Below are 19,254 nucleotides of genomic sequence, written 5' to 3' on the forward strand. Positions count from 1 at the left end.
GGAGGCGTCATGAGTGAGTACAGCCGGTCCAGCGCGACCTTCAAGAACTACGCCATCTCCCTCGGGATCATCGTCGGCATCGTCCTGATCATGGCGTTCGTGGTCTCCACGCGCTCGGGCGAGAGCATTCCGTCGGTGGAGTACCGGCCGGACGCCGACGTCCTGCGCGACGCGGCGGACTACCCGGTGACGGTGCCCTCCGCCGACCTGGAGCAGGAGGGGTGGACGCCCACCAGCTCCACGGTGGACGTGTCCGGACCGGTCCAGTGGAGCGTGGGCTTCGCCACTGCCGAGGACAGCCACGCCATGTTGACCCAGAGTGACGCCGACCCCGCCGCCGTCCTCGCGGAGAGGGTCCCGGGCGCCGAGCAGGTCGGTACGGTCCAGGTCGACGGCCGCGAGTGGGAGCACCACGAGTCCCAGGACGAGAACGCCCTGGTCCTGCGCGAGGAGGGCGTGACCCTGGTCGTGTCCGGCCCCGCCGGTATGGACGAGCTCGCCCTCCTGGCCGAGGGCTTGGAGACCGACGCCGACGGTGGCGGGGAGCCCGCGGACGGCGCCTGAGCGGGGAAGGCGGGTTCCGGCCGTTCCCGGACGTGCCCGCCTCCTTGCCTTGACGTCGACGTCAGGGTTTACCGTCGTCCCATGCGCATCGGTGAACTCGCCCGACGTACCGGGACCACGGCCCGCGCCCTGCGGTTCTACGAGTCCCAGGGACTGCTCAGCGCACGGCGCTCGGCCAACGGCTACCGGGACTACGGCGAGGACGACTACCGGCTGGTCAGCGAGATCCTGACCCTCCAGGCCGTCGGCCTCAGCCTCGACGACACCCGTCCGTTCGTCGAGTGCCTGCGCTCGGGCCACGAGACCGGGGACTCCTGCCCCGACTCGATCGAGGTCTACCGGCGCAGGCTCGCTGAGGTGGACGCCTGCCTGGAGCGGCTCGGCGCGATGCGCGGCAGTCTCACGGCCAAGCTGTCCGAGGCCCTGGTCCGCGGGACCGGGGGCTGCGGGACGGCGGGGCTGTGCACCGGTGAAGCGAACGATCCCGAGGAGCCGTGATGCCGTCCACGAACGCGACCGCCGAGGTGTCCGCCGTCACAGACGAAACCTTCGAGCGCGCGGTCCTCGGCGGTGAGGGCCCCGTCCTGGTGGAGTTCTGGGCGAACTGGTGCCCGCCCTGCCGCATGCTGGCTCCGGTGCTCGACCGGATCGCGGAGGAGCGCGCCGGAACGCTCGCCGTCCGCAAGGTCAACGCCGACGAGAACCCCCTCACCACACGCGGGCACGGGGTGATGTCGCTGCCGACGCTGATGCTCTTCCGCGACGGCCAGCCGCTGCTGAAGCTGGTCGGCGCACGGTCCAGGGCACGGCTGCTGTCGGAGGTGGACGCCGCCCTGCGGGGTTGACGGAGCCGGGGGAGCGCTCGCGGGCGCGCTGAGTGGCCCCCGCCCCCGCACGACGAGGCGCCCGGTCGGTTCTCCGACCGGGCGCCTCTTGTGTCAGCTGTGCGCCCCCGGTGTGCGGGAGCCCGCGCGCTACTCGGCGCGCAGGTCGCGGCGCAGTTCCTTGGGCAGCGAGAAGGTCAGCGTCTCGTCGGCGGTGGTCACCGGGGTGACCGTGCCGTAGCCGTGCCCGGCCAGCTTGTCGAGCAGCTCGCGCACCAGGATGTCCGGCACGGAGGCCCCACTGGTCACGCCGACCGTGGTCACGCCCTCCAGCCAGGAGTCGTCCATCAGCGAGGCGTTGTCGATCAGGTGGGCGGCGTCGGCGCCCGCGTCCAGGGCCACCTCCACCAGGCGGACCGAGTTCGACGAGTTGTCGGAGCCGACCACGATGACCAGCTCGCACTCGGGCGCCATCGCCTTGACCGCGTCCTGGCGGTTGGAGGTGGCGTAGCAGATGTCGTCGCTGGGCGGGTCGAGCAGGTTCGGGAACCGCTCGCGCAGGGCGTCCACCGTCTGGGTGGTCTCGTCCACCGACAGGGTCGTCTGGGAGAGCCACGACACGTTGTCCGGGTTGCGCACCTGGACCTTGTGCACCTCGTCCGGGCTCTCGACGATCTGGATGTGCTCGGGAGCCTCACCGCTGGTGCCCTCGACCTCCTCATGGCCGATGTGGCCGATGAGGATGATGTCCCGGTCCTCGGCCGCGAAGCGCTTGGCCTCCTTGTGGACCTTGGTGACGAGCGGGCAGGTGGCGTCGATCGTCTTGAGGCTGCGCCTGTGCGCCTCCTCGTGCACGGCCGGGGAGACGCCGTGCGCGGAGAAGACCACGATGGCCCCCTCGGGCACCTCCTCGGTCTCCTCGACGAAGATCGCGCCGCGCTCCTCCAGGGTGCGCACCACGTGGGTGTTGTGCACGATCTGCTTGCGCACGTAGATCGGCGCGCCGTACTGCTCCAGGGCCTTCTCGACGGTGATGACAGCGCGGTCGACACCGGCGCAGTAGCCCCGGGGATTGGCGAGGAGCACACGGCGTTGGTTCGTGGCAGTCGTCATCGCAGTCATGTGTTACATCCTAGGTGGCTTGGGCGGCGTGCGACCCGGGTGTGGGAGAGGGCACTGAACAGGCCGCTTCGACGCGCGACCGGTGCCAAGGTGACGGTATCGCAACGGGGCGCATCCGGTTGCGCTTCGAAGTGGCGAAATCGTTCACTTCTCCCCTGCTCATGGTGTTCATCCCTCCTCTATCCTGGTTCACCATCACACGCATTACAGGCGGTTCGCCCTCACCTCGGCCCTGCCGGTCGGCTGTTCGCGCGCCGCTCACCCCACTCGCCGAGACCACCAGGAGCCCCCGTCCTATGTCGAACCCGACGCTCGCCACGAAGCTGGTCGCCCTGGTCAAGGGCATCTTCGGGCGCAAGGAAACGGCGGCCGCGCCCGAGCCCGCGGCCCAGGAGTCGACCGGGACCCCCCAGTCCCCCGCCCCCGCGGCCGCGGAGTCCGAGGACGTGACCGCGCGCGGCACGGACCAGGCCGCGCCGTCCGCGGAGAAGAGCACCGAGGCCGGGGCGCCCGAGGCGGAGAGCGCCGACGAGCCGCAGGCCGCGCCGAAGACCGAGGAGCCCGCCGAGGCCGTCGAGGCGGAGAAGGCCGAGGCCGCTGAGCCCGCCGCGGAGCGGGAGCCCGCGAAGGCGGAGTCCGAGGAGCCCGCGACCGCTGCCCCGGAGAAGGCCGCCGCGCAGGAGAAGCCCGCCGAGCCCGCGGTTAAGAAGAAGTCCGCCGCGAAGAAGAAGCCCGCGAAGGCCCCCGCCGCCCCGGCGGCCGCTGAGCCCGCCGAGCCGGTCGCGGCCGAGGAGGCCGGAAGCGGCCGGGAGGAGCGGACCGGGCCCGCCACCCCCGCCACCGCGGACGTCCCCGAGGAGGGCGCCGCCATCGCGGAGGAGATCGCCGCCGCCGAGGCGCACACCAAGGTCAGCAGCGACGAGATCCTCGAACGGGTGCGCAAGGGGGCCGCCCCCTCCCTGGAGGACCTCGCCGTGCCCACCTACGACGAGCTCACCCTGCCCTCGGTCCGCGCCCGCCTGCGCAAGCTCACCATCGAGCAGGTCCGCGACCTGCGCGCCTACGAGGTCGCCCACCAGAGCCGCCCCGAGTTCATCAAGATGTACGACAACCGCATCGCCAAGCTGGAGGCCGAGGCCTGACGCGCGCGGACCGCCGGGGCGGGAGCGCCGCCGACCCCGCCGACGGCCGCGTCCGCGGGGCACGGGAACCGCGGGGCGGTACGGGACGTCATAGGAAGTGACCACACCGGCGCCTCCCGTCCGAAGGGACACCAACATGCGTTCCGCTGCCCCCGCCGCCGCGCTCCTCGCGGCCACCGCGTTCTGGCTGACCGGATGTTCGGTCGGCATCCCCGGGACCGACCAGGAGGTCTCCGTGGACCCCGACGGCGTGTCCGTCGGCAGTGAGGACGGAGAGGTCTCCGTGGACTCCAACGGCGACGTCTCGGTCGGCAACCAGGACGGCGACGTCACCCTCGACGAGGGCGGCGGCATCTCCGTGGACAGCGAGACCGGCGACCTCACCATCGCCACGGTCGAGGGCAGCGTCACCGAGGAGTGCGACGGCCAGAACGTCAACGTGACCGCCAGCGGGGCCGAGGTCGTCCTCAACGGCCAGTGCGGCGAGGTCTCCATCCTGGGCAACGAGCTGACGGTGCACATCGGCAGCGCCGACTCCATCCGCGTGACCGGCGCCGACAACACCGTCCACCACGCCGAGGGCGAGCCCTCCGTCACCGACATCGGCCTCAACAACACCGTCTCCGCCGGCGGCGACGCGACCGCCTGACCGCCGCCCCGCACATCCGGCGCCCACCCGGTCCCGCCGTGCCGGGCCCGGCCGCCCGGCCCCGCGCCTGGCGGGCCTGCCCCGAACTGTCCGCGCCCTGGCCTAGGCTCGGTTGGCATGGGCATGGACAGTTCCGCCGAGGCGCCGCAACCGGTACGCGTCGTCCTCAACGCCGTCGGCCAGTGGATCGGCCGCCTGGGCCGCATCTGGGTCGAGGGCCAGATCGCCGAGCTGAACCGGCGCGGCCGCATGGCCTACATCACGCTGCGCGACCCCGTCGCCAACGTGTCGGTGCGCGTGGTCTGCCAGACCTCGGTCCTGGACGCGCAGAGCCCGCCCCCCGAACCCGGTGCGCGCGTGGTCGTGCACGCCAAGCCCGACTTCTACGAGGTCCGCGGCACCTTCTCGCTGCGCGCCCTGGAGATCCGCCACGTCGGCCTGGGCGAGCTGCTGGCCCGGCTCGAACAGCTGCGCCGCACCCTGACCGCCGAGGGGCTCTTCGACGCCGCGCGCAAGCGCCCCCTGCCCTTCCTGCCCAACACGGTCGGGCTCATCTGCGGACGCGACTCCGCCGCCGAGCGCGACGTGCTGGAGAACGGGCGCCGCCGCTGGCCCGCCGTGCGCTTCGAGGTGCGCCCGGTCGCCGTCCAGGGGGACCGGGCCGTGCGCGAGGTGATGGAGGCGCTCAAGGACCTGGACTCGCACCCCGACGTGGACGTCATCGTCATCGCCCGGGGCGGCGGTTCCCTGGAGGACCTGCTGCCCTTCTCCGACGAGGCCCTCGTGCGCGCCGTCGCCTCCGCGGGCACCCCCGTGGTGAGCGCGATCGGCCACGAACAGGACGCCCCGCTGCTCGACCACGTCGCCGACGTGCGCGCCTCCACCCCCACCGACGCGGCCAAGAGGACGGTGCCCGACGTCGGTGAGCAGCTGGAGATCATCCGCCAGCTCCGCGACCGGGGCCGCCGGGTGCTCCGGGGCGGCGTGGAGCGCGAGCTCGCCTGGCTGGAGGGCATGCGCTCGCGTCCGGTGCTCGCCAGCCCGGTGCGCGAGGTCGACCGGCTCGCCGAGCAGGTCGCGGACCTGCGCGACCGGGCCCGCCGGAGCCTGACCGTGTCGCTGGACCGGTCCGCCGACGGCCTCGGCCACACCCGGGCGCGCCTGCACGCCCTGTCCCCGGCGACCACGCTCGCGCGCGGTTACGCGATCGTGCAGCGCGAGGACGGGTCGGTGGTGCGCTCGGCCCGGGAACCGGACGCGGGGGAGGCCCTGCGCGTACGGTTCGCCGAGGACAGCCTGACCGCGACCGTGGAGTCAGTCCACACCGAAGACACCTCCGAGGAGGGGTAGGAGATGGCAGCCAAGGGCGCCAAGACCCGCGAAGAGGGCACCGCCGAGCCCGAGCTCAGCTACGAGGAGAGCCGGGAGGAGCTCAACAACGTCGTCCGGCAGCTGGAGTCGGGCGGACTCAGCCTGAAGGACTCGCTGGCGCTGTGGGAGCGCGGCGAGGAACTGGCCCGGGTGTGCGAGCAGTGGCTGGAGGGGGCCCGCGCCAAGCTGGCCGCCGCCATGGACGAGCGCCGGGGGGACGAGCCGGGGGACGGCGACACGCCCTTCTGAGGCCCGGGGCCGCGCCCGTCGGCCCGCGTCCCGCGGCTACCTGCGGCCGTTGAGCTGGTCGCCCAGATCGCGGATGTTGCCGGGCAGGCCCCGGAACACCCCGATCACCAGGACCAGCGCCGTGCCCAGGAACAGCCAGGGGGCGACCTCGGCCAGCCGTGACGCCAGCCCCAGGAGCATCACCCGGGCGAACCCCTCGCTGCCCAGGGCCAGCACGCTCTCCGCGGCGACCACGGCGACGAAGAACGCGATGGGCGGGCTTACCGACAGCGACAGCAGGTCGCTGGGCCGGACCAGGAGGGCGCCGAGCACGCAGGCGAGGGTGAAGGCCGCGCCCGGGGCCGCGGGGATGCCCGCCCAGTGCGCGGTCATGGCCCCGGCGAAGCTGAACGCGACGATGGCCAGCACGCCGCCGCGTCCGGTCAGGCGGGGCGGGGTTCCGGGGGAGTTCTCCTTCGGCCTCGGCACCGGACGCTCCCTCTTCCTGGCATGCGGCACGTCCCTGACGCGGCCGTCGGGCCGCACGAAGTACGGTGCGCGCCCGCGTTCGGGGCCGTCCGCCTTCCGCGGGGGCATAGCCGTCCGCCTCCCCAGTGTGTTGCTCACGGTGTTCAGTGTGTCACTTCTCGTGAATGTTCGGTGTCTTTTCCATGGATCGTGTCGTCCTTCCGGCTACTTGTCCCATCCGCGACGAACACGCCTTCCTCCCCGTTGGACACCGACTTGGCCCACTGCGGTTCCGGGATTCGGCGACCGGTGTCCGTTCCGTTCCCCTGCCCGTCCGGTCCCGGACCACTCCGCTCCTCCGGGGCCGGTCCGGCGCCGTCCGGGTCCGACAGCTCGGGCGCCACCACCGCGCGCGGACGCTCCTCCACGCCCACGGGGCGGTCCAGCTCACCGTCCACCAGCCCCAGCTCCCCGAACCGGCGGGCCGTCACCAGCACCCGGCTCTCCAGAGACCCCACGGTCTGGTTGTAGGCGCTCACCGTCCGGGTCAGGGCCCGGCCCAGCCCCTCCACGTGCCCGCCGAGGGTACCCAGCCGCTCGTGCAGCTGCTTGCCCAGGTCGAACACCGCCCGCGCGTTCTCGCTCAGCGCCTCCTGCTGCCAGGCGTACTGCGCCGTCCGCAGCAGCGAGATCAGCGTCGTCGGCGTCGCGATGTGCACCCGCCGCCCCATCGCGTACTCCAGCAGCTCCGGGTCGTACTCCAGGGCCGGGGCCAGGAACGCCTCCCCGGGGATGAACAGCACCACGAACTCCGGCGCCGGGGTGAACGCCGACCAGTACGCCTTGGCCGCCAACTGGTCCACGTGCGTACGCAGGTGCCTGGCGTGCACGCGCAGGTGCCGCGCGGCCTCCTCCGCGCCCGCCTCCACGGCGTCCAGGTAGGCCGCCAACGGGACCTTGGAGTCCACCACGATGTTCTTGCCGCCCGCCAGGCGCACCACCATGTCCGGGCGCCGCGACCCGTCGCGCGTGGCGGCCTGCTCCTCGAAGTCGCAGTGCGAGCCCATCCCGGCCAGTTCCGCCACCCTGCGCAGTTGGAGCTCGCCCCACCGGCCGCGCGCCTCGGGCCGTCGCAGCGCCGTCACCAGCGACTGCGTCTGGTCGCGCAGCCGCTCCGAGCCCTCGCGCACGTACTCGACCTGCTTGGCCAGCTCCGCGTGGGCCGCGGCGCGCCCCGCGTCGGCCTCCCTCAGCTGGCGCTCCACTCGGTCCAGGGTCCGTGTGAGCGGCTCGACCATGCGCTCCACCGCGCGGCGCCGCTCGTCCAGGTCGCCCCCCGCCTCGGCGCTGACCGCGCGCAGCCGCCCCTCCGCCAGTTCCATGAAGCGCTGGTTGGTCTGGTCCAGGGCCTGCGCTGACAGGGCACGGAACCGGTCGGCCAGCTGTTCCTCCACGTAGGCCGCCCGCTCCTGGGCCGCACGGGCGTCGGCCCGCGTCTCGGCCTCCCGGCCGCGGGCCAGGACCCAGCCCACGGCGGTGCCGACCGCCAGACCGATCAGGAGCATGAGTACGAGTGCGAGGCCGTTCATGGCCGTCTATGGTGTCAGGCCGCGCCGTCGCGCGGCTCCCCGCCACGCAGGACATCGGTGAGCAGAACCGCCAAGTCCGGCATGTCCGCCGACCCTGGAGCCTGCCTAGGGCCCGGTATTGGAACGCGGACCCGATCGGTGCGCTATTCCACGGGGGAGCGGGGCCGCGCACGAGGCCGCTTCCGGACATCCACTTCCCTTGTGCAAAAGTTTTCGAGAACCTGAGGTCTCCGTCCGGGGCCGGACCACCTCTCACCGGTCCCCGTACCTGGCAGTCCCTCACTTCCCCAGGAGGCCCGCTCCCATGAGACTGGAGACCTACACCCGCGGCACCGGAGACCTCACCGTGCTCCTCGTCCACGGATCCATGGCCACCCACGAGACCTGGCACGCCGTCGAGGACGCGCTGGTCGAGCGGGGCCGCCGCGTGGTCAGCGTCGACATGCGCGGCCACGGCGACAGCCCGCGCGGCTCCTACTCCGTGGCGGCGCTCGGCGACGACCTCGCGGACTCCCTGCCCACCGGGGCGGACCTGGCCGTCGGCCACTCCATGGGCGCGGTGGCGCTCTCCCTGGCGGTGGAGAGGCTGCGCCCGGCCCGCGCGGTGTACGTGGACCCGGCCTTCCGCCTGCCCCCCATGCACGCCGACGCGGGCGAGCGCGTGCGCCGCGTCTTCGTCACCGCCGACGCCACACGCGTGCGCCAGAGCAACCCCAGGTGGACCGACGACGACGTCGAGAGGGAGGTCAGGGGCTTCGCCGCCTTCGACCCGGAGTTCTTCGACTTCGTGGCGGAGGAGATCGCCGGGCGCGACTTCCTCCCCGGCGAACCGGTCGTGCCCTCCCTCGTCCTGCGCGCGGGCGACAGCGTCACCGTCACGCCCCAGACCGCGGAGGAGCTGACCGGGCGCGGCTTCACCGTCCGGGTCGTGGAGGGTGCCGGGCACTGCGTCCACCGCGACGACCTGCCCGGGTTCCTCGCCGCGCTGGAGGGCTGGCTCTAGGGGTCCGGGTTCCCGCGGGAGCCGGGACGGCAGGACTCCAGCGCCCTGCGCCAGCCGCGCACCGAGGGCCAGAACTCCTCCGGCACCGGCTCCGGCGTGAACAGCCACATCCGCTCCCACGCGGGGGAGGCCCGTCCCGAGATCTCCGGGCGCGGCTCGTAGGGCGGCGGCCCGCTCACCGGATACCAGGTGTACTCCAGCGGGTCGAGCAGCGCCATGAGCCGCTCCTCCACGCCCCGGTCGGGCCGTACCTTCACCAGCATCCACGGCCGGTACCGGCGCAGCACCTCCAGCCCCCCGGCGACCACGTCCGGCTCCGTGCCGACCGTGTCGATCTTGATCACGGTCGGGAAGGCCGACGCGTCCTCGTTCCACCGCGACAGGGTGGTCACCTCCACGGTGATGTGCGACAGGTCGGCGCGAGCCGAGCGCACGAGCGTGTTGCACATGTCGTTGTGCCGGGCCCGCCGCAGGTGCGCGGTGCCGGTGTGGTTGCTCAGCGCCAGTTCCACCACGGTGAAGCCCAGGTCCGCCGACGAGGAGACCACCCGGGCCGCCGCGGCGATCTCCGGGGTGGGCTCGAACGCGAACACCGGGCGGCGCGTGCGCGCGGCGGCCAGCAGCGAGTACACCCCCACCCCGGAGCCCACGTCGACCACCGCTCCGGGGCGGGTGTGGTCGAGCATCGCCATGAAGCAGGCCAGGCTGTCGGGCTCGTGCCGGGCCAGCCCGAAGGCGGCCAGCCGCCGCGGAACGGTGAGGTCGCCGGGCAGCCGCAGGGTGAGGCCGTCCGGGCCGATGCGGCGCGTGTCCGAGTCCAGGCGGGGCAGGGAGAAGGCCACCTCGCGGGTCCACGGCGGCACCCGGTCCGGGTCCAGTCCGCCCAGCCGTCTGGGCAGCCGGACGCGGATCTTGCGGGTCGCGAAGCGCACGAGCGGGTAGCGGCGCACGAGCGCCCTCAGTTGGTCGGTGACCACGGTTGTCTCCCCCCAGGAAAGGTGCTGCGACGGGGGCGCCGGTGCACGGCGTCGGCCGTGTGCCCGGGCGCCTCCGTCCGACGCGGTCCGGGGCCGGTCCCTCCCACCGGCCGCCGCACCGCGAGCCTGCCGCGTGAGCGGCGGTGTGTCGGTCCAGGTCCGGGGGCTGAGCCGTGTGCGCGACGGGATGGCCCGCGCACCTGACGGCCGCCGCCCCGGTTCCCGGCAGCGTCCGTCGAACCTACTGTGAGTAGCGTCTCCCGTGCACTGCGTTTCGGCGATTGGCCCTGTTTTCCCGGTCCGGTACCGCGCGCGGCCCCGCGTCCCGCCTTCCGCCCCGCCGTCCGGAGCGGGGCCCGCCCCGTCGACCTGCGCGGTCCGGCGGCGGGGAGGTCCGGGGCCGCGGGCTGAGGAGCCGGGGCCCGGACGCGGCGGGACCGCCCACCCGCGGGTCCGCATAGACTCTGACCTTGTGAGTCTGTCTATCGGGATCGTCGGCCTGCCCAACGTCGGCAAGTCCACCCTCTTCAACGCGCTGACCAAGAACGACGCCCTGGCCGCGAACTACCCGTTCGCGACCATCGAGCCCAACGTCGGGGTCGTGGGCGTTCCCGACGCCCGGCTCGGCAAGCTGGCCGAGATCTTCGACTCGGCGAAGGTCATCCCGGCGACGGTGGACTTCGTCGACATCGCGGGCATCGTGCGCGGCGCCTCCACCGGTGAGGGCCTGGGCAACAAGTTCCTGGCCAACATCCGCGAGAGCGACGCCATCTGCCAGGTGATCCGGGCCTTCGACGACCCCGACGTCACGCACGTCGACGGCGACGTCGAGCCCTCCCGCGACATCGAGACCATCAACACCGAGCTGATCCTGGCCGACCTCCAGACCCTGGAGAAGGCGCTTCCCCGCCTGGAGAAGGACGCCAAGCGCAACGCCAAGGACAAGGACGCCCAGGAGCTGCTCCAGGCCGCCCGGGACGCGCAGGAGGTCCTCGACGGCGGCACCTCGCTGTCCGCGGCCCAGGGCGTGGACCTGGACCGGCTGCGCGAGCTGAGCCTGCTCACGGTCAAGCCGTTCATCTACGTGTTCAACCTCGACACCGACGAGCTGGCCGACGGGGCCCTGCGCACCAAGCTCCAGGAGCTCGTCGCCCCGGCCGAGGCGATCTTCCTGGACGCCAAGATCGAGGCGGAGCTGGCCGAGCTGGAGGAGGACGAGGCGCAGGAGCTGCTGGAGTCCATGGGCCAGACCGAGTCGGGCCTGGCCCAGCTCGCCCGGGTCGGCTTCGCCACCCTGGGCCTGCAGACCTACCTGACCGCCGGGCCCAAGGAGGCCCGCGCCTGGACGATCCGCAAGGGCGCCACCGCCCCCGAGGCCGCCGGGGTCATCCACACCGACTTCCAGCGCGGCTTCATCAAGGCCGAGGTGGTCTCCTTCGACGACCTGGTCGCCGCGGGGGACATGCAGACCGCCCGCGCGGCGGGCAAGGTCCGCATGGAGGGCAAGGAGTACGTGATGGCCGACGGCGACGTGGTGGAGTTCCGCTTCAACGTCTGACCGAGCCGCGCGCCCGTGAACAGGGGCCGCGGACCCGCGCCGAACCTCCGGCGCCCGGGTCCGCGGCCCCTGTCGTGTGCCGGGGGGCGCCCACCCGGTTCGAACACGGCAGAGTGGTACTACATCCGGTACCAGACATCGGGAGGGCCGATCATGTCCATCACCGCCAGCGAAGCGCGCAGATCCCTCTTCCCGTTGATCAAGAAGGTCAACGACGACCACGACGCCATCGAGATCGTGTCCAGGCACGGCAACGCGGTGCTCGTCTCCGCCGAGGACTACGCCGCGCTGCGTGAGGGCGCCTACCTCCTGCGTTCGCCCGCGAACGCCCGGCGCTTGCTCAAGGCCTACGAGAACGCTCTGGACGGCACCGGTGTCTCCGAGCGCGGGTTGATCGATCCCGACGTCGAGGACGCGGAGTGAGGCGACTGGTCTTCGGGGGCCACGGCTGGGAGGACTGCACATCCTGGCTCAAGACCGACCGCAAGGTACTCGCCCGGATCAACAAGCTGATCGAGGACATCCGCCGGGATCCCTTCACCGGCATAGGCAAACCGGAGCCCCTGAACTACCACCTGCCCGGCGCCTGGTCGCGGCGCATCGACGATGAGCACCGCCTGGTCTACGTCGTCACGGAGCACGAGATCGTCGTCATCGCCGCTCGCTACCACTACTGAGGGTCGACGGTTTCCGTCTCGTGGCGAGAGGCCGGACGGGGGTCAGTCGGCGCCGCCCTCCTCGCGCAGGCGCGGTTCGACGCGCCGCTCCGGGCTGTGCCCCGCCTTGTCGGCGTAGAAGGCGCGGATGCGGCCCATGTCCTCCGCGACGTCGCCGGTCAGCTCGAAGGTCGGGCCGAGCCCGGTGGTCATCGTGGTGCGGTCGACGAAACCGAGCGTCACCGGCATCCCCGTCTCGCGGGCGATGCGGTAGAAGCCGGACTTCCAGTGCGTGTGCGCCCCGCGGGTGCCGTCGGGGGTGATGACCAGGCCGAAGGTCTCGCCGGACCGCACGCGCCGGACGGCGTCGTCGACGACCCGACCGGGATTCGCGCGATCGACGGGGATGCCACCGAGCGCGCGCATGATCGGGCCGCGCCAACCCGTGAACAGGCTCTGCTTCCCCAGCCAGTGCAGCTCCAGGCCCAGGCGCCAGGAGATGGCGAGCATGAGCACGAAATCCCAGTTGGAGGTGTGTGGGGCACCGATCAGCACGGTGGGGCGGTCGGGCTTGGGCTCGGTGGCCAGCTTCCACCGGCTGAGGGACCAGAACGCCCGGGCTGCGAGATGTCGGAGCATGCCGCCAATCTAGGGCACGCCCCCGGGCTCACACGGTGGTTCCGTGCTCGGGGCCGGATCGGCCCGGAGCCGGGGGCTCTCCGCCGGGAGGCGACGACCGCCCCGCCGGGCGCGGGAGGAGATCCCGGTTACATCCCGTCAACGGTTTCCCGGTCCGCGGGGACACATCTTGCTGCCTTCGAGGGAACTAATCCCTTTCCGGTCCGACCATAATTGCGCCGAAGTGTGTGGCCGCAGCAGGAGTTAGTGCAACTCTTGCCGTATTGTGCCCCTTTTGAGAAGTTAAGCCCATGTGCGCAATGTGCGGTTGGCGGGGAAACGCGGAGTCACCAAGGACGCTCCCAACCCGCACAATGCCTCACTATAGGGATGGGGTAGACAAGGGCATGGCGGAGACGCCGTCCGAAGCGGGCGGCACGGACCTGTGTGCAGGAGGCGGGGATGGCGAAGGCGTCGCGGCGCGGTGCCGCCGCGGGTGAGCCGGACGACGGCGGTGTGGGGCTCGACGCCCCCCGCGCCCGACGGCCCCGGGCCGGAGCCGGAGGGCGCTGGTGGGTCGGTGTGGGCCGCGCCGTCCTGTGGGCCTTCATCATCGTCGTCGTCTTCAACGGCATCTGGTTCCCGCTGCGCGGCGGGTTCGCCCTTCCCGACACCTCAGAGGAGCCCGAGCAGAGCGACACCGTGACCTATCCGGAGACCGCCGCCGCGGCCTTCGGCATGCGGTTCGCCGAGGCCTACCTCGACACCGCCGACCCCGAGGCGCGCCTGTCCGACCTGGCGGCGTTCGTCCCCGACGGGGAGGCCGCCGCCCTGGACGTCCCCGCCGACAGCCTCGCCGGCGACAACCTCACGGTGGTCGCCGTGCACGTGGAGGACGACCACAACGGCATCGTCGTCGTGCGGGCCGACGTCAACGGTCAGCCCATGCGCCTGGACGTGCCGGTCTACGCCGACGGGGAGGCCCTGGTGGTCTCGGGCAACCCGGCGCTGCTGGCGGCGCCGACCCAGGCCAGCCTGCCCGAGGGGTCGGCCTTCGAGACCGACCCGGAGGCCGAGGAGCAGCTCGGGGAGGTGCTGTCCGGCTTCTTCGAGGCCTACGCGGGGGAACCGGCGCACCTGGAGCGCTATGTGGAACCGGGTGTCACCATCGCCCCGCTTCCGGAGAACAGCCTGGAATTTGGTGAACTGTCCGATATCACGGTGCCAACGCAGGCCTCGACCGGGAATGATGACGTACGACAGGTAGCGGCCACCGTCCGGTGGAACGTCCCGGCCTCCGAGGGGACCGACACCGGGCAGATCACGCAGAACTACCTGGTCACCGTCGTGGACTCGGGCAGCGAGTGGCACGTGCGTGACATCCAGGGCGCCCCGCGCTCGTTCGGCGGATGACGGGGCCTGTAGGCAAGGAGAAGAGAAGGACCATGCGCACACCAGAAACGACACCGGGGGGCGGCGCCTGACATGCTCCCCCTGCTGTCCTCCACACCGGACGTGTTCCACGCCGCCGGAGGTGCCGACCTGCTCTTCCTCGCGGCGCAGACCACCGAGAACGCCCCTGACACCGGTGGCCTCGCCGACTTCCTGAGGGGCTTCTTCGGGCCCCTCTTCCTCGTCATCGTCTCCATCGTGGCGGTGTTCTTCCTGTTCACGAGGGAGATCACGAGGTTCGCACAGTTCATCATCCTGGCGATCTTCATCGGGATCGTGTTCTACGTCCCCGGCATCATCGAGGTCATCGCCGTGGCGCTCGCCCGAGCGATGGGCGTATCGACCGAATAGGCGAGGGAGGCCGGGAACGTGGACCTGCCCACGTACACCAACATCTGGCGTATCGAGAAGCGGCTCTACAAGCTCTACGATTTCCGGCTGCCCATGCCGCTCCCGGTGGGCACCTTCGGGGTCGCCCTGGGCGTGTTCGCGCTCTGGGTGGTCCTGCTCAGCCTCGTCAACGCGCCCTTCGTGTTCGGCAACGGCTGGCACCTGGTGCTGTGGGTGGTCCCGCCCGGTGTGATCACCGTGCTGGCCACCCGGCCGGTGATCGAGGGCAAGCGCCTCACCGAGCTGCTCATCTCCCAGGCGCGCTTCCTGGCCGAAGCGCGGGTGTACAACCGCCTGGCCCCCGAGTACGAGCCCGCCGAGGTCCGCGTGACCGTGCGGGTGTGGCACCGCGACCCCGCGGCCGGTCCGCTCCCGTCGGCGTCGCGGCGCCGCGCCGAACCCGAGCCGGAGACGGCCGGGGACGGGATCGCCGAGGCCGCTGACACCGTGGTCCGCCCCTCCCGCTCCGACGCGCCGCCGCTGCTCGGCGTGCGCGGTCCCGCCGACGGTGTTCCGGCCGCCGAGGCCGAGGAGGAGGCCCCCGCCCGGGACGGCTCCGGCAAGCCGGACAGGGGACGGGAGAGGGTCCCCGCCGAGGCTCCGCGCATCCGGTCCCGAGACGACGAGGAGACCGGGAGGCGGGTTCCGACCAGGGCGAAGGCCGCCCCCGCCCGAACGGATACCGTGTCCGCCGGGGCCGAGAGCGCCCCGGCGGCCGAGCCGAAGGCCGTTCCCGTCCGGTCGCAGGCCGCTTCCGTCAGGGCCGAGAACGCTCCGGCCCCGGAGCGGGAGGCCGCGGCGGAAAAGGCCCCGGCCGCCTCCGAACGCGCCCCCGTGGCCGTCGCCGCGCGCCCCGACCCCGAGGAGCGGCACGCCCCGTCGCGACCGCGCGAGGAGCGGACCGACGCGTCCGCCGCCTCCGGAGGCGGCGGCGCGGAGTCCGACGGGCCCCGGCGCGGAGTCGGCCGCCGCGTGCTCAACTACTTCGGCTTCGCCCTGGGGTCCGGACCACGGGAGCCCCGGGAGGAGGAGCCCCGCGGGCCCGAGGCGGACGCCGGGGAGGACCCCGACGACGGCTTCGCGCGGGAGAGGATCTACGAGACCGAGGGCGAGGAGCAGCGCGACAGCGACGCGTGGTTCGCCCGCCTGCGCGCCTCCTCCGGCGAGACCCCCGTCGGCCTGACCTCCAAGAGCGCCTACAGCGTCGGCGACACCGCGGCCATGAGCCGGGGAGAGCTGGCCGACGCGGTGGAGGAGCGGCGCGCCTCCGGCTCCGACGAGGAGGAGACCGCCGCCGCCCGGCGCCTGCGCGGCCGTACGCAGGGCCTCAGGGTCGCCAAGGACCTGGAGGAGCAGCGCCGCACCGAGCGCGTGCGCGAGCGCGGCCCGAGGGAGCTACCGACCTCCCGCGCCCGGGGACAGGGGCTTCCCGGAACCGGTGAGGAGACGGAGCGGCCCCGCCGCACGGGGCGCCCCCACGCCGCCCCGTGGGAACTGGAGAAGAAGGCCGAGCCCGCGCCCGGCTACGGCGACCTGTCGGACTACGCCGCCCGTTACGCGGCGGCCACCGGCCGCCCCCCGGCCGAGGCCGGTTCCCTGCCCTGGCTGCCGCCCTCCTCCGCGGCGCCGGGGGAGGAGGCCAGCGCGACCGCGGACGTGGACGAGCCCGCCCGCACCGACCGGCGGGAGGACGCGGTCGGCGCCGAGGACGCCGCGAGCGGGGCCGGTGCGCCCGAGACCACGGACACGGACGCGACGGCGGACACCGCTCGTCCGGTGACGCGTGCGGCACGGGACACGGCGGAGCACGGGCCCGGAACCCCCGTGGAGGCCGCTCCCGGCACGGGTACGCGGGACACCGGGGCCGCCGGGCGCACGGCCGCCTCCGAACCGGCCGAGGAAGGCCCCTCGGTCGCCCCCCGCCGGGGCGCCACCCGGTCAGAGGACGCCGGGCGCCGGTCCGTCACGGGAGACGAGGAGACCGTCGCGCTGCGCGGCCTCGCCGGACACGGGGACACCGCTGAGCCCGAGGTCCTCGTCGGGCACCGGTCCACCACGGGGCCCGAGGGCACCACGGAGCGCGGGGACACGGCCGGGCGTGCGAACACCGCCGGGCCCGGGGACGCCACCGGGAACGGGAGCCCCGCCGGGGCCGAGGAGACCGTCGGGCACCGGTCCGCCACAGGGCGCGGCGACACCGCTCCTCCCGAGGACGCCACCGAGGACGGCGACACCACCGGCACCGAGCCCGCCGCCGCGCGGACCGCTCCCGGTGGCGCGGACGCCCGTCCCGCCGTGGACACGGCCGCTCCGGACACGGAGGCCTCGGACGCGCCGGTCCCGGGCACGGAGGCCCGGAGCTCGGAGGCCCCGGACACGCAGGCCCGGGGCACGGTCGCCCCGGACGACACGACCGCTCCGGGCACTCCCGACGCCCGGGTCGCTCCGGGCACCGGTGTGTCCGCGGCCCCCGCGCCCGAGCGCTCCCCCCACAAGCCCGCCCTGGAACTCGACCACGGCACCGGCGAGCAGGACGCCATGCCCGGGAAGCCGCGCGAGGAGTCCCAGGACCGCGGCCCCGAGTGGAACGAGCACATGTCCGTGCTCGACAACCACCTCATCACCGCCGACACCCCGGCGCCGCCGCGCCCGAAGTTCGCCGACGCCGTTCCCACCCAGGAGCGCGACGCCAAGGACCCCTCACGGTGGTTCGAGGACGGCAGGAAGCGCCACCCCGACCAGCCCAGGGTCGGCGACCGGGGCAACCCCCTCATCCCAGCCAACGAGCTGCGCGAGGAGAACGCCGCCCCGGACGATGCCGGGGACACCGCCGGGGCCGCCACCGGTGAGACGGTACGGGACGCCGAACCGGCCGGGCGGGCCCCCGCCGACGAGCCCAAGCCGCCCACCCAGCTCGACCACGGAACCGGCGAACTCGTCAGCTTCGTCGAGGTCCGGGACGACCACGGGCGCGGGGACGGCAACGTCCGCGTTGACCCGGGCGCCGACCAGGTCCGCCGACGCACCGCCTCCGACCTGGAGCGGGCCGAGGCCGATGCCCTGGCCCGCCGCCGACGGAACGTGCGCGGTGAGGCCCGCGTCCCCGGTGAGGCCCGGGAGCCCGACGGCGCACCGACCCGTGCGGCCTCCGGTTCCGCCGGAGCCGACCGGGGCGACACGTCCTTCCGCGCCCGCTGGAGCATGCGCGCCACCGGCGCCGCCGGCGGGGACGCGGACACCGTCGCGAAGCCCGACTCGGCCGCCGACCCCCGGAGCGGGCACCGGAGCGACGGGACCGCCCGCACCGGCTCCGGGGCGCGGGAGCAGCGCACCGGCGCAGCCCGCGACCCGAGGGCCAACCCCAGCATGGCCGACGCCCTCGCGCAGGAGCGGACCTCCTCCGAGGAGGAGCGGACCTCCCCGCCGACCGGCCGGGGAGCCGAGGACACCGGGCGGACCGAGGACGAGGCCGTCGCGGGCCGCCCCGCCCCGACCGCCGGTCAGGAGGACCCCGCCGAGGAGTCGCGGGAGTCGGAGGACCCGCACGACGGCGTCTTCCACCGGGTGGCGCAGAACGCGCGCAGGCTCGGCCAGCTCTTCGGCCAGCCCGCGCCCGGCGAGGAGCCCGAGCCGTCCGCGCGCGAGCCCAGGACCGCCCTGGAACTCGACCACGGCACCGGCGAGCAGGAGCGCCTGGGCGACACCCCCAACGGCGTCCCCGCCCATCGGACCGAGGAGCCCGAGCCCCGGCGGCGGTCCGAGGAGCCCGCCGCCAGCGACTCCGGCGGCACCCGGGGCTGGCGGCGCCTGGCCAAGGTCGTCACCGGCGGGACGGCCCCCGTGCGCTCCGACCTGCCGCCCAGCGACATCGAGCGCCTGCGCACCCCGCTGGACGGCCCGCGCAGTCTCGTCGTGCTGGGCTGCACCGGCGGCGCCGGGCAGACCGTCACCGCGCTGATGATCGGCCACACCCTGGCCGCGCACCGCGACGACCTCGTCGTCGCCGTCGACGTCAACCCCGGCCCCAACGGCCTCTCCCGCCGCGTCGGCGCGCAGACCCCCGAGACCCTCACCGGGCTGCTCGCCAACGCCGAGGCGATCCAGGACTACTCCCGGATGAGCGGCTACACCAGCCGGACCGCGACCGGCCTGGAGGTCGTGCAGACCCTGGACGACCCCTACGTGCAGACCCTGGACGACCGCGACTACGGCCAGCTGGCCTCGCTGCTCGGCGGGTTCTACGGCGTCACCCTGCTGGACCCGGCGGCCACGGGCGTGGCGCGGGCCCTGCCGGTCGCCGACGGGCTGGTGCTGGTCGCCCCGGCCAACGCCGACGCCGAGCGCGCGGTCTCCATGACCTTCGACTGGCTGGACGGCAACGGCTACGGCGCCCTGCGCGCCAGGTCCGTGCTCGTGGTCAACGGGGTCAGCAAGCGCAGCCTCCAGGACGTGGACGCCGCCGAGCGGGTGGCCCGCGGCCGGTGCCGCGCCATCGTCCGCATCCCCTGGGACGACCACCTCGGCTCGTCCTACACCAGGATCGACGTGGGCGCCCTGCGCCCCGCCACCAAGCGCGCCCACGGCGCCCTGGGCGGGGTCCTGGTCAACTCCCTCACCCAGCAGTAGCGCCGAAGGCGAGCCGC

19 protein-coding genes are annotated in these 19,254 nt (G+C 73.5%); 14 read left to right on the forward strand and 5 right to left on the reverse strand.

The window, feature by feature from the left end:
- Nucleotides 1-9 precede the first annotated feature (9 nt).
- The 3 genes from ACSTA4_RS04440 to trxA all read left to right on the forward strand — a co-directional run bounded on the left by ACSTA4_RS04440 (nt 10) and on the right by trxA (nt 1,409).
- On the forward strand, nt 10-564 hold the full coding sequence (locus ACSTA4_RS04440; RefSeq protein ID WP_444962506.1) for a DUF4245 domain-containing protein: 555 nt from the start codon (nt 10-12) through the stop codon (nt 562-564).
- Between the two features lie 81 nt (nt 565-645).
- On the forward strand, nt 646-1,062 hold the full coding sequence (locus ACSTA4_RS04445; RefSeq protein ID WP_444962507.1) for a MerR family transcriptional regulator: 417 nt from the start codon (nt 646-648) through the stop codon (nt 1,060-1,062).
- Nucleotides 1,062-1,409, forward strand: coding sequence for a thioredoxin (gene trxA / locus ACSTA4_RS04450; RefSeq protein WP_444962508.1), 348 nt, complete (start codon nt 1,062-1,064; stop codon nt 1,407-1,409). Before ACSTA4_RS04445 ends, trxA begins: the two co-directional genes overlap by 1 nt.
- A 129-nt stretch (nt 1,410-1,538) precedes the next feature.
- On the opposite strand, the gene ACSTA4_RS04455 is transcribed toward trxA, so the two are convergent.
- Nucleotides 1,539-2,510, reverse strand: a complete 972-nt coding sequence (locus ACSTA4_RS04455; protein WP_174546873.1) for a 4-hydroxy-3-methylbut-2-enyl diphosphate reductase — start codon at nt 2,508-2,510, stop codon at nt 1,539-1,541.
- Between the two features lie 296 nt (nt 2,511-2,806).
- Between ACSTA4_RS04455 and ACSTA4_RS04460 the strand changes: the two genes are divergently transcribed.
- The 4 genes from ACSTA4_RS04460 (at nt 2,807) to ACSTA4_RS04475 (ending at nt 5,921) form a co-directional block, all read left to right on the forward strand.
- The gene (locus ACSTA4_RS04460; protein ID WP_444962509.1) at nt 2,807-3,652 is read left to right on the forward strand and encodes a hypothetical protein; all 846 of its coding nucleotides are present in this window, start codon (nt 2,807-2,809) and stop codon (nt 3,650-3,652) included.
- Between the two features lie 136 nt (nt 3,653-3,788).
- Nucleotides 3,789-4,301: a DUF3060 domain-containing protein gene (locus ACSTA4_RS04465; RefSeq protein WP_358416140.1), complete on the forward strand. Its 513-nt coding sequence runs from the start codon at nt 3,789-3,791 to the stop codon at nt 4,299-4,301.
- Between the two features lie 117 nt (nt 4,302-4,418).
- Nucleotides 4,419-5,651, forward strand: coding sequence for an exodeoxyribonuclease VII large subunit (gene xseA, locus ACSTA4_RS04470; RefSeq protein ID WP_416025532.1), 1,233 nt, complete (start codon nt 4,419-4,421; stop codon nt 5,649-5,651).
- Between the two features lie 3 nt (nt 5,652-5,654).
- Complete coding sequence (locus ACSTA4_RS04475) at nt 5,655-5,921, forward strand: exodeoxyribonuclease VII small subunit (protein ID WP_013151185.1); 267 nt, start codon at nt 5,655-5,657, stop codon at nt 5,919-5,921.
- A gap of 36 nt (nt 5,922-5,957) precedes the next feature.
- Here ACSTA4_RS04475 and ACSTA4_RS04480 read toward each other — a convergent pair whose 3' ends face one another.
- The gene (locus ACSTA4_RS04480) at nt 5,958-6,497 is read right to left on the reverse strand and encodes a DUF6542 domain-containing protein (protein ID WP_444962510.1); all 540 of its coding nucleotides are present in this window, start codon (nt 6,495-6,497) and stop codon (nt 5,958-5,960) included.
- A 35-nt stretch (nt 6,498-6,532) separates the two neighbouring features.
- The gene (rmuC, locus tag ACSTA4_RS04485) at nt 6,533-7,957 is read right to left on the reverse strand and encodes a DNA recombination protein RmuC (RefSeq protein WP_444962511.1); all 1,425 of its coding nucleotides are present in this window, start codon (nt 7,955-7,957) and stop codon (nt 6,533-6,535) included.
- A 304-nt stretch (nt 7,958-8,261) separates the two neighbouring features.
- Here rmuC and ACSTA4_RS04490 point away from each other — a divergent pair, with 304 nt between their 5' ends.
- Nucleotides 8,262-8,960, forward strand: coding sequence for an alpha/beta fold hydrolase (locus tag ACSTA4_RS04490; protein ID WP_444962512.1), 699 nt, complete (start codon nt 8,262-8,264; stop codon nt 8,958-8,960).
- Here the strand turns inward: ACSTA4_RS04490 and ACSTA4_RS04495 are convergent.
- Nucleotides 8,957-9,937, reverse strand: coding sequence for an FkbM family methyltransferase (locus ACSTA4_RS04495; RefSeq protein ID WP_444962513.1), 981 nt, complete (start codon nt 9,935-9,937; stop codon nt 8,957-8,959). The two genes, ACSTA4_RS04490 and ACSTA4_RS04495, sit on opposite strands and share 4 nt — an antisense overlap.
- A 472-nt stretch (nt 9,938-10,409) precedes the next feature.
- On the opposite strand from ACSTA4_RS04495, the gene ychF reads away from it, so the two are divergent.
- The 3 genes from ychF to ACSTA4_RS04510 all read left to right on the forward strand — a co-directional run bounded on the left by ychF (nt 10,410) and on the right by ACSTA4_RS04510 (nt 12,172).
- On the forward strand, nt 10,410-11,495 hold the full coding sequence (gene ychF, locus ACSTA4_RS04500; protein WP_212641468.1) for a redox-regulated ATPase YchF: 1,086 nt from the start codon (nt 10,410-10,412) through the stop codon (nt 11,493-11,495).
- A 153-nt stretch (nt 11,496-11,648) separates the two neighbouring features.
- Nucleotides 11,649-11,918, forward strand: a complete 270-nt coding sequence (locus ACSTA4_RS04505; protein WP_276578052.1) for a type II toxin-antitoxin system Phd/YefM family antitoxin — start codon at nt 11,649-11,651, stop codon at nt 11,916-11,918.
- Nucleotides 11,915-12,172, forward strand: a complete 258-nt coding sequence (locus ACSTA4_RS04510; protein WP_444962514.1) for a Txe/YoeB family addiction module toxin — start codon at nt 11,915-11,917, stop codon at nt 12,170-12,172. Before ACSTA4_RS04505 ends, ACSTA4_RS04510 begins: the two co-directional genes overlap by 4 nt.
- Nucleotides 12,173-12,214: 42 nt before the next feature.
- Here ACSTA4_RS04510 and ACSTA4_RS04515 read toward each other — a convergent pair whose 3' ends face one another.
- Nucleotides 12,215-12,790, reverse strand: a complete 576-nt coding sequence (locus tag ACSTA4_RS04515) for a 1-acyl-sn-glycerol-3-phosphate acyltransferase (protein ID WP_248773428.1) — start codon at nt 12,788-12,790, stop codon at nt 12,215-12,217.
- Nucleotides 12,791-13,231: 441 nt separating this feature from the next.
- On the opposite strand from ACSTA4_RS04515, the gene ACSTA4_RS04520 reads away from it, so the two are divergent.
- The 3 genes from ACSTA4_RS04520 to ACSTA4_RS04530 all read left to right on the forward strand — a co-directional run bounded on the left by ACSTA4_RS04520 (nt 13,232) and on the right by ACSTA4_RS04530 (nt 19,237).
- The gene (locus ACSTA4_RS04520) at nt 13,232-14,182 is read left to right on the forward strand and encodes a conjugal transfer protein (protein ID WP_444962515.1); all 951 of its coding nucleotides are present in this window, start codon (nt 13,232-13,234) and stop codon (nt 14,180-14,182) included.
- A 72-nt stretch (nt 14,183-14,254) separates the two neighbouring features.
- Nucleotides 14,255-14,572, forward strand: coding sequence for a hypothetical protein (locus ACSTA4_RS04525; protein ID WP_013151193.1), 318 nt, complete (start codon nt 14,255-14,257; stop codon nt 14,570-14,572).
- 18 nt (nt 14,573-14,590) lie between these two features.
- A complete protein-coding gene (locus tag ACSTA4_RS04530; RefSeq protein WP_444962516.1) occupies nt 14,591-19,237 on the forward strand; it encodes a TcpE family conjugal transfer membrane protein in 4,647 nt (1,548 codons plus the stop codon).
- The last annotated feature ends 17 nt before the right edge of the window (nt 19,238-19,254 follow it).

It is taken from the genome of Nocardiopsis sp. M1B1, assembly GCF_052466615.1.

What these genes read in the sequence shown, in the direction of transcription:
- ACSTA4_RS04490 (WP_444962512.1), top strand. Translation starts at nt 8,262, where the DNA reads ATGAGACTGGAGACCTACACCCGCGGCACCGGAGACCTCACCGTGCTC.
- trxA (WP_444962508.1), top strand. Translation starts at nt 1,062, where the DNA reads ATGCCGTCCACGAACGCGACCGCCGAGGTGTCCGCCGTCACAGACGAA.
- ACSTA4_RS04515 (WP_248773428.1), bottom strand. Translation starts at nt 12,790, where the DNA reads ATGCTCCGACATCTCGCAGCCCGGGCGTTCTGGTCCCTCAGCCGGTGG.
- ACSTA4_RS04480 (WP_444962510.1), bottom strand. Translation starts at nt 6,497, where the DNA reads ATGCCCCCGCGGAAGGCGGACGGCCCCGAACGCGGGCGCGCACCGTAC.
- ACSTA4_RS04455 (WP_174546873.1), bottom strand. Translation starts at nt 2,510, where the DNA reads ATGACTGCGATGACGACTGCCACGAACCAACGCCGTGTGCTCCTCGCC.
- ACSTA4_RS04505 (WP_276578052.1), top strand. Translation starts at nt 11,649, where the DNA reads ATGTCCATCACCGCCAGCGAAGCGCGCAGATCCCTCTTCCCGTTGATC.
- ACSTA4_RS04520 (WP_444962515.1), top strand. Translation starts at nt 13,232, where the DNA reads ATGGCGAAGGCGTCGCGGCGCGGTGCCGCCGCGGGTGAGCCGGACGAC.
- rmuC (WP_444962511.1), bottom strand. Translation starts at nt 7,957, where the DNA reads ATGAACGGCCTCGCACTCGTACTCATGCTCCTGATCGGTCTGGCGGTC.
- ACSTA4_RS04525 (WP_013151193.1), top strand. Translation starts at nt 14,255, where the DNA reads ATGCTCCCCCTGCTGTCCTCCACACCGGACGTGTTCCACGCCGCCGGA.
- xseA (WP_416025532.1), top strand. Translation starts at nt 4,419, where the DNA reads ATGGGCATGGACAGTTCCGCCGAGGCGCCGCAACCGGTACGCGTCGTC.
- ACSTA4_RS04440 (WP_444962506.1), top strand. Translation starts at nt 10, where the DNA reads ATGAGTGAGTACAGCCGGTCCAGCGCGACCTTCAAGAACTACGCCATC.
- ACSTA4_RS04475 (WP_013151185.1), top strand. Translation starts at nt 5,655, where the DNA reads ATGGCAGCCAAGGGCGCCAAGACCCGCGAAGAGGGCACCGCCGAGCCC.
- ACSTA4_RS04465 (WP_358416140.1), top strand. Translation starts at nt 3,789, where the DNA reads ATGCGTTCCGCTGCCCCCGCCGCCGCGCTCCTCGCGGCCACCGCGTTC.
- ACSTA4_RS04445 (WP_444962507.1), top strand. Translation starts at nt 646, where the DNA reads ATGCGCATCGGTGAACTCGCCCGACGTACCGGGACCACGGCCCGCGCC.
- ACSTA4_RS04460 (WP_444962509.1), top strand. Translation starts at nt 2,807, where the DNA reads ATGTCGAACCCGACGCTCGCCACGAAGCTGGTCGCCCTGGTCAAGGGC.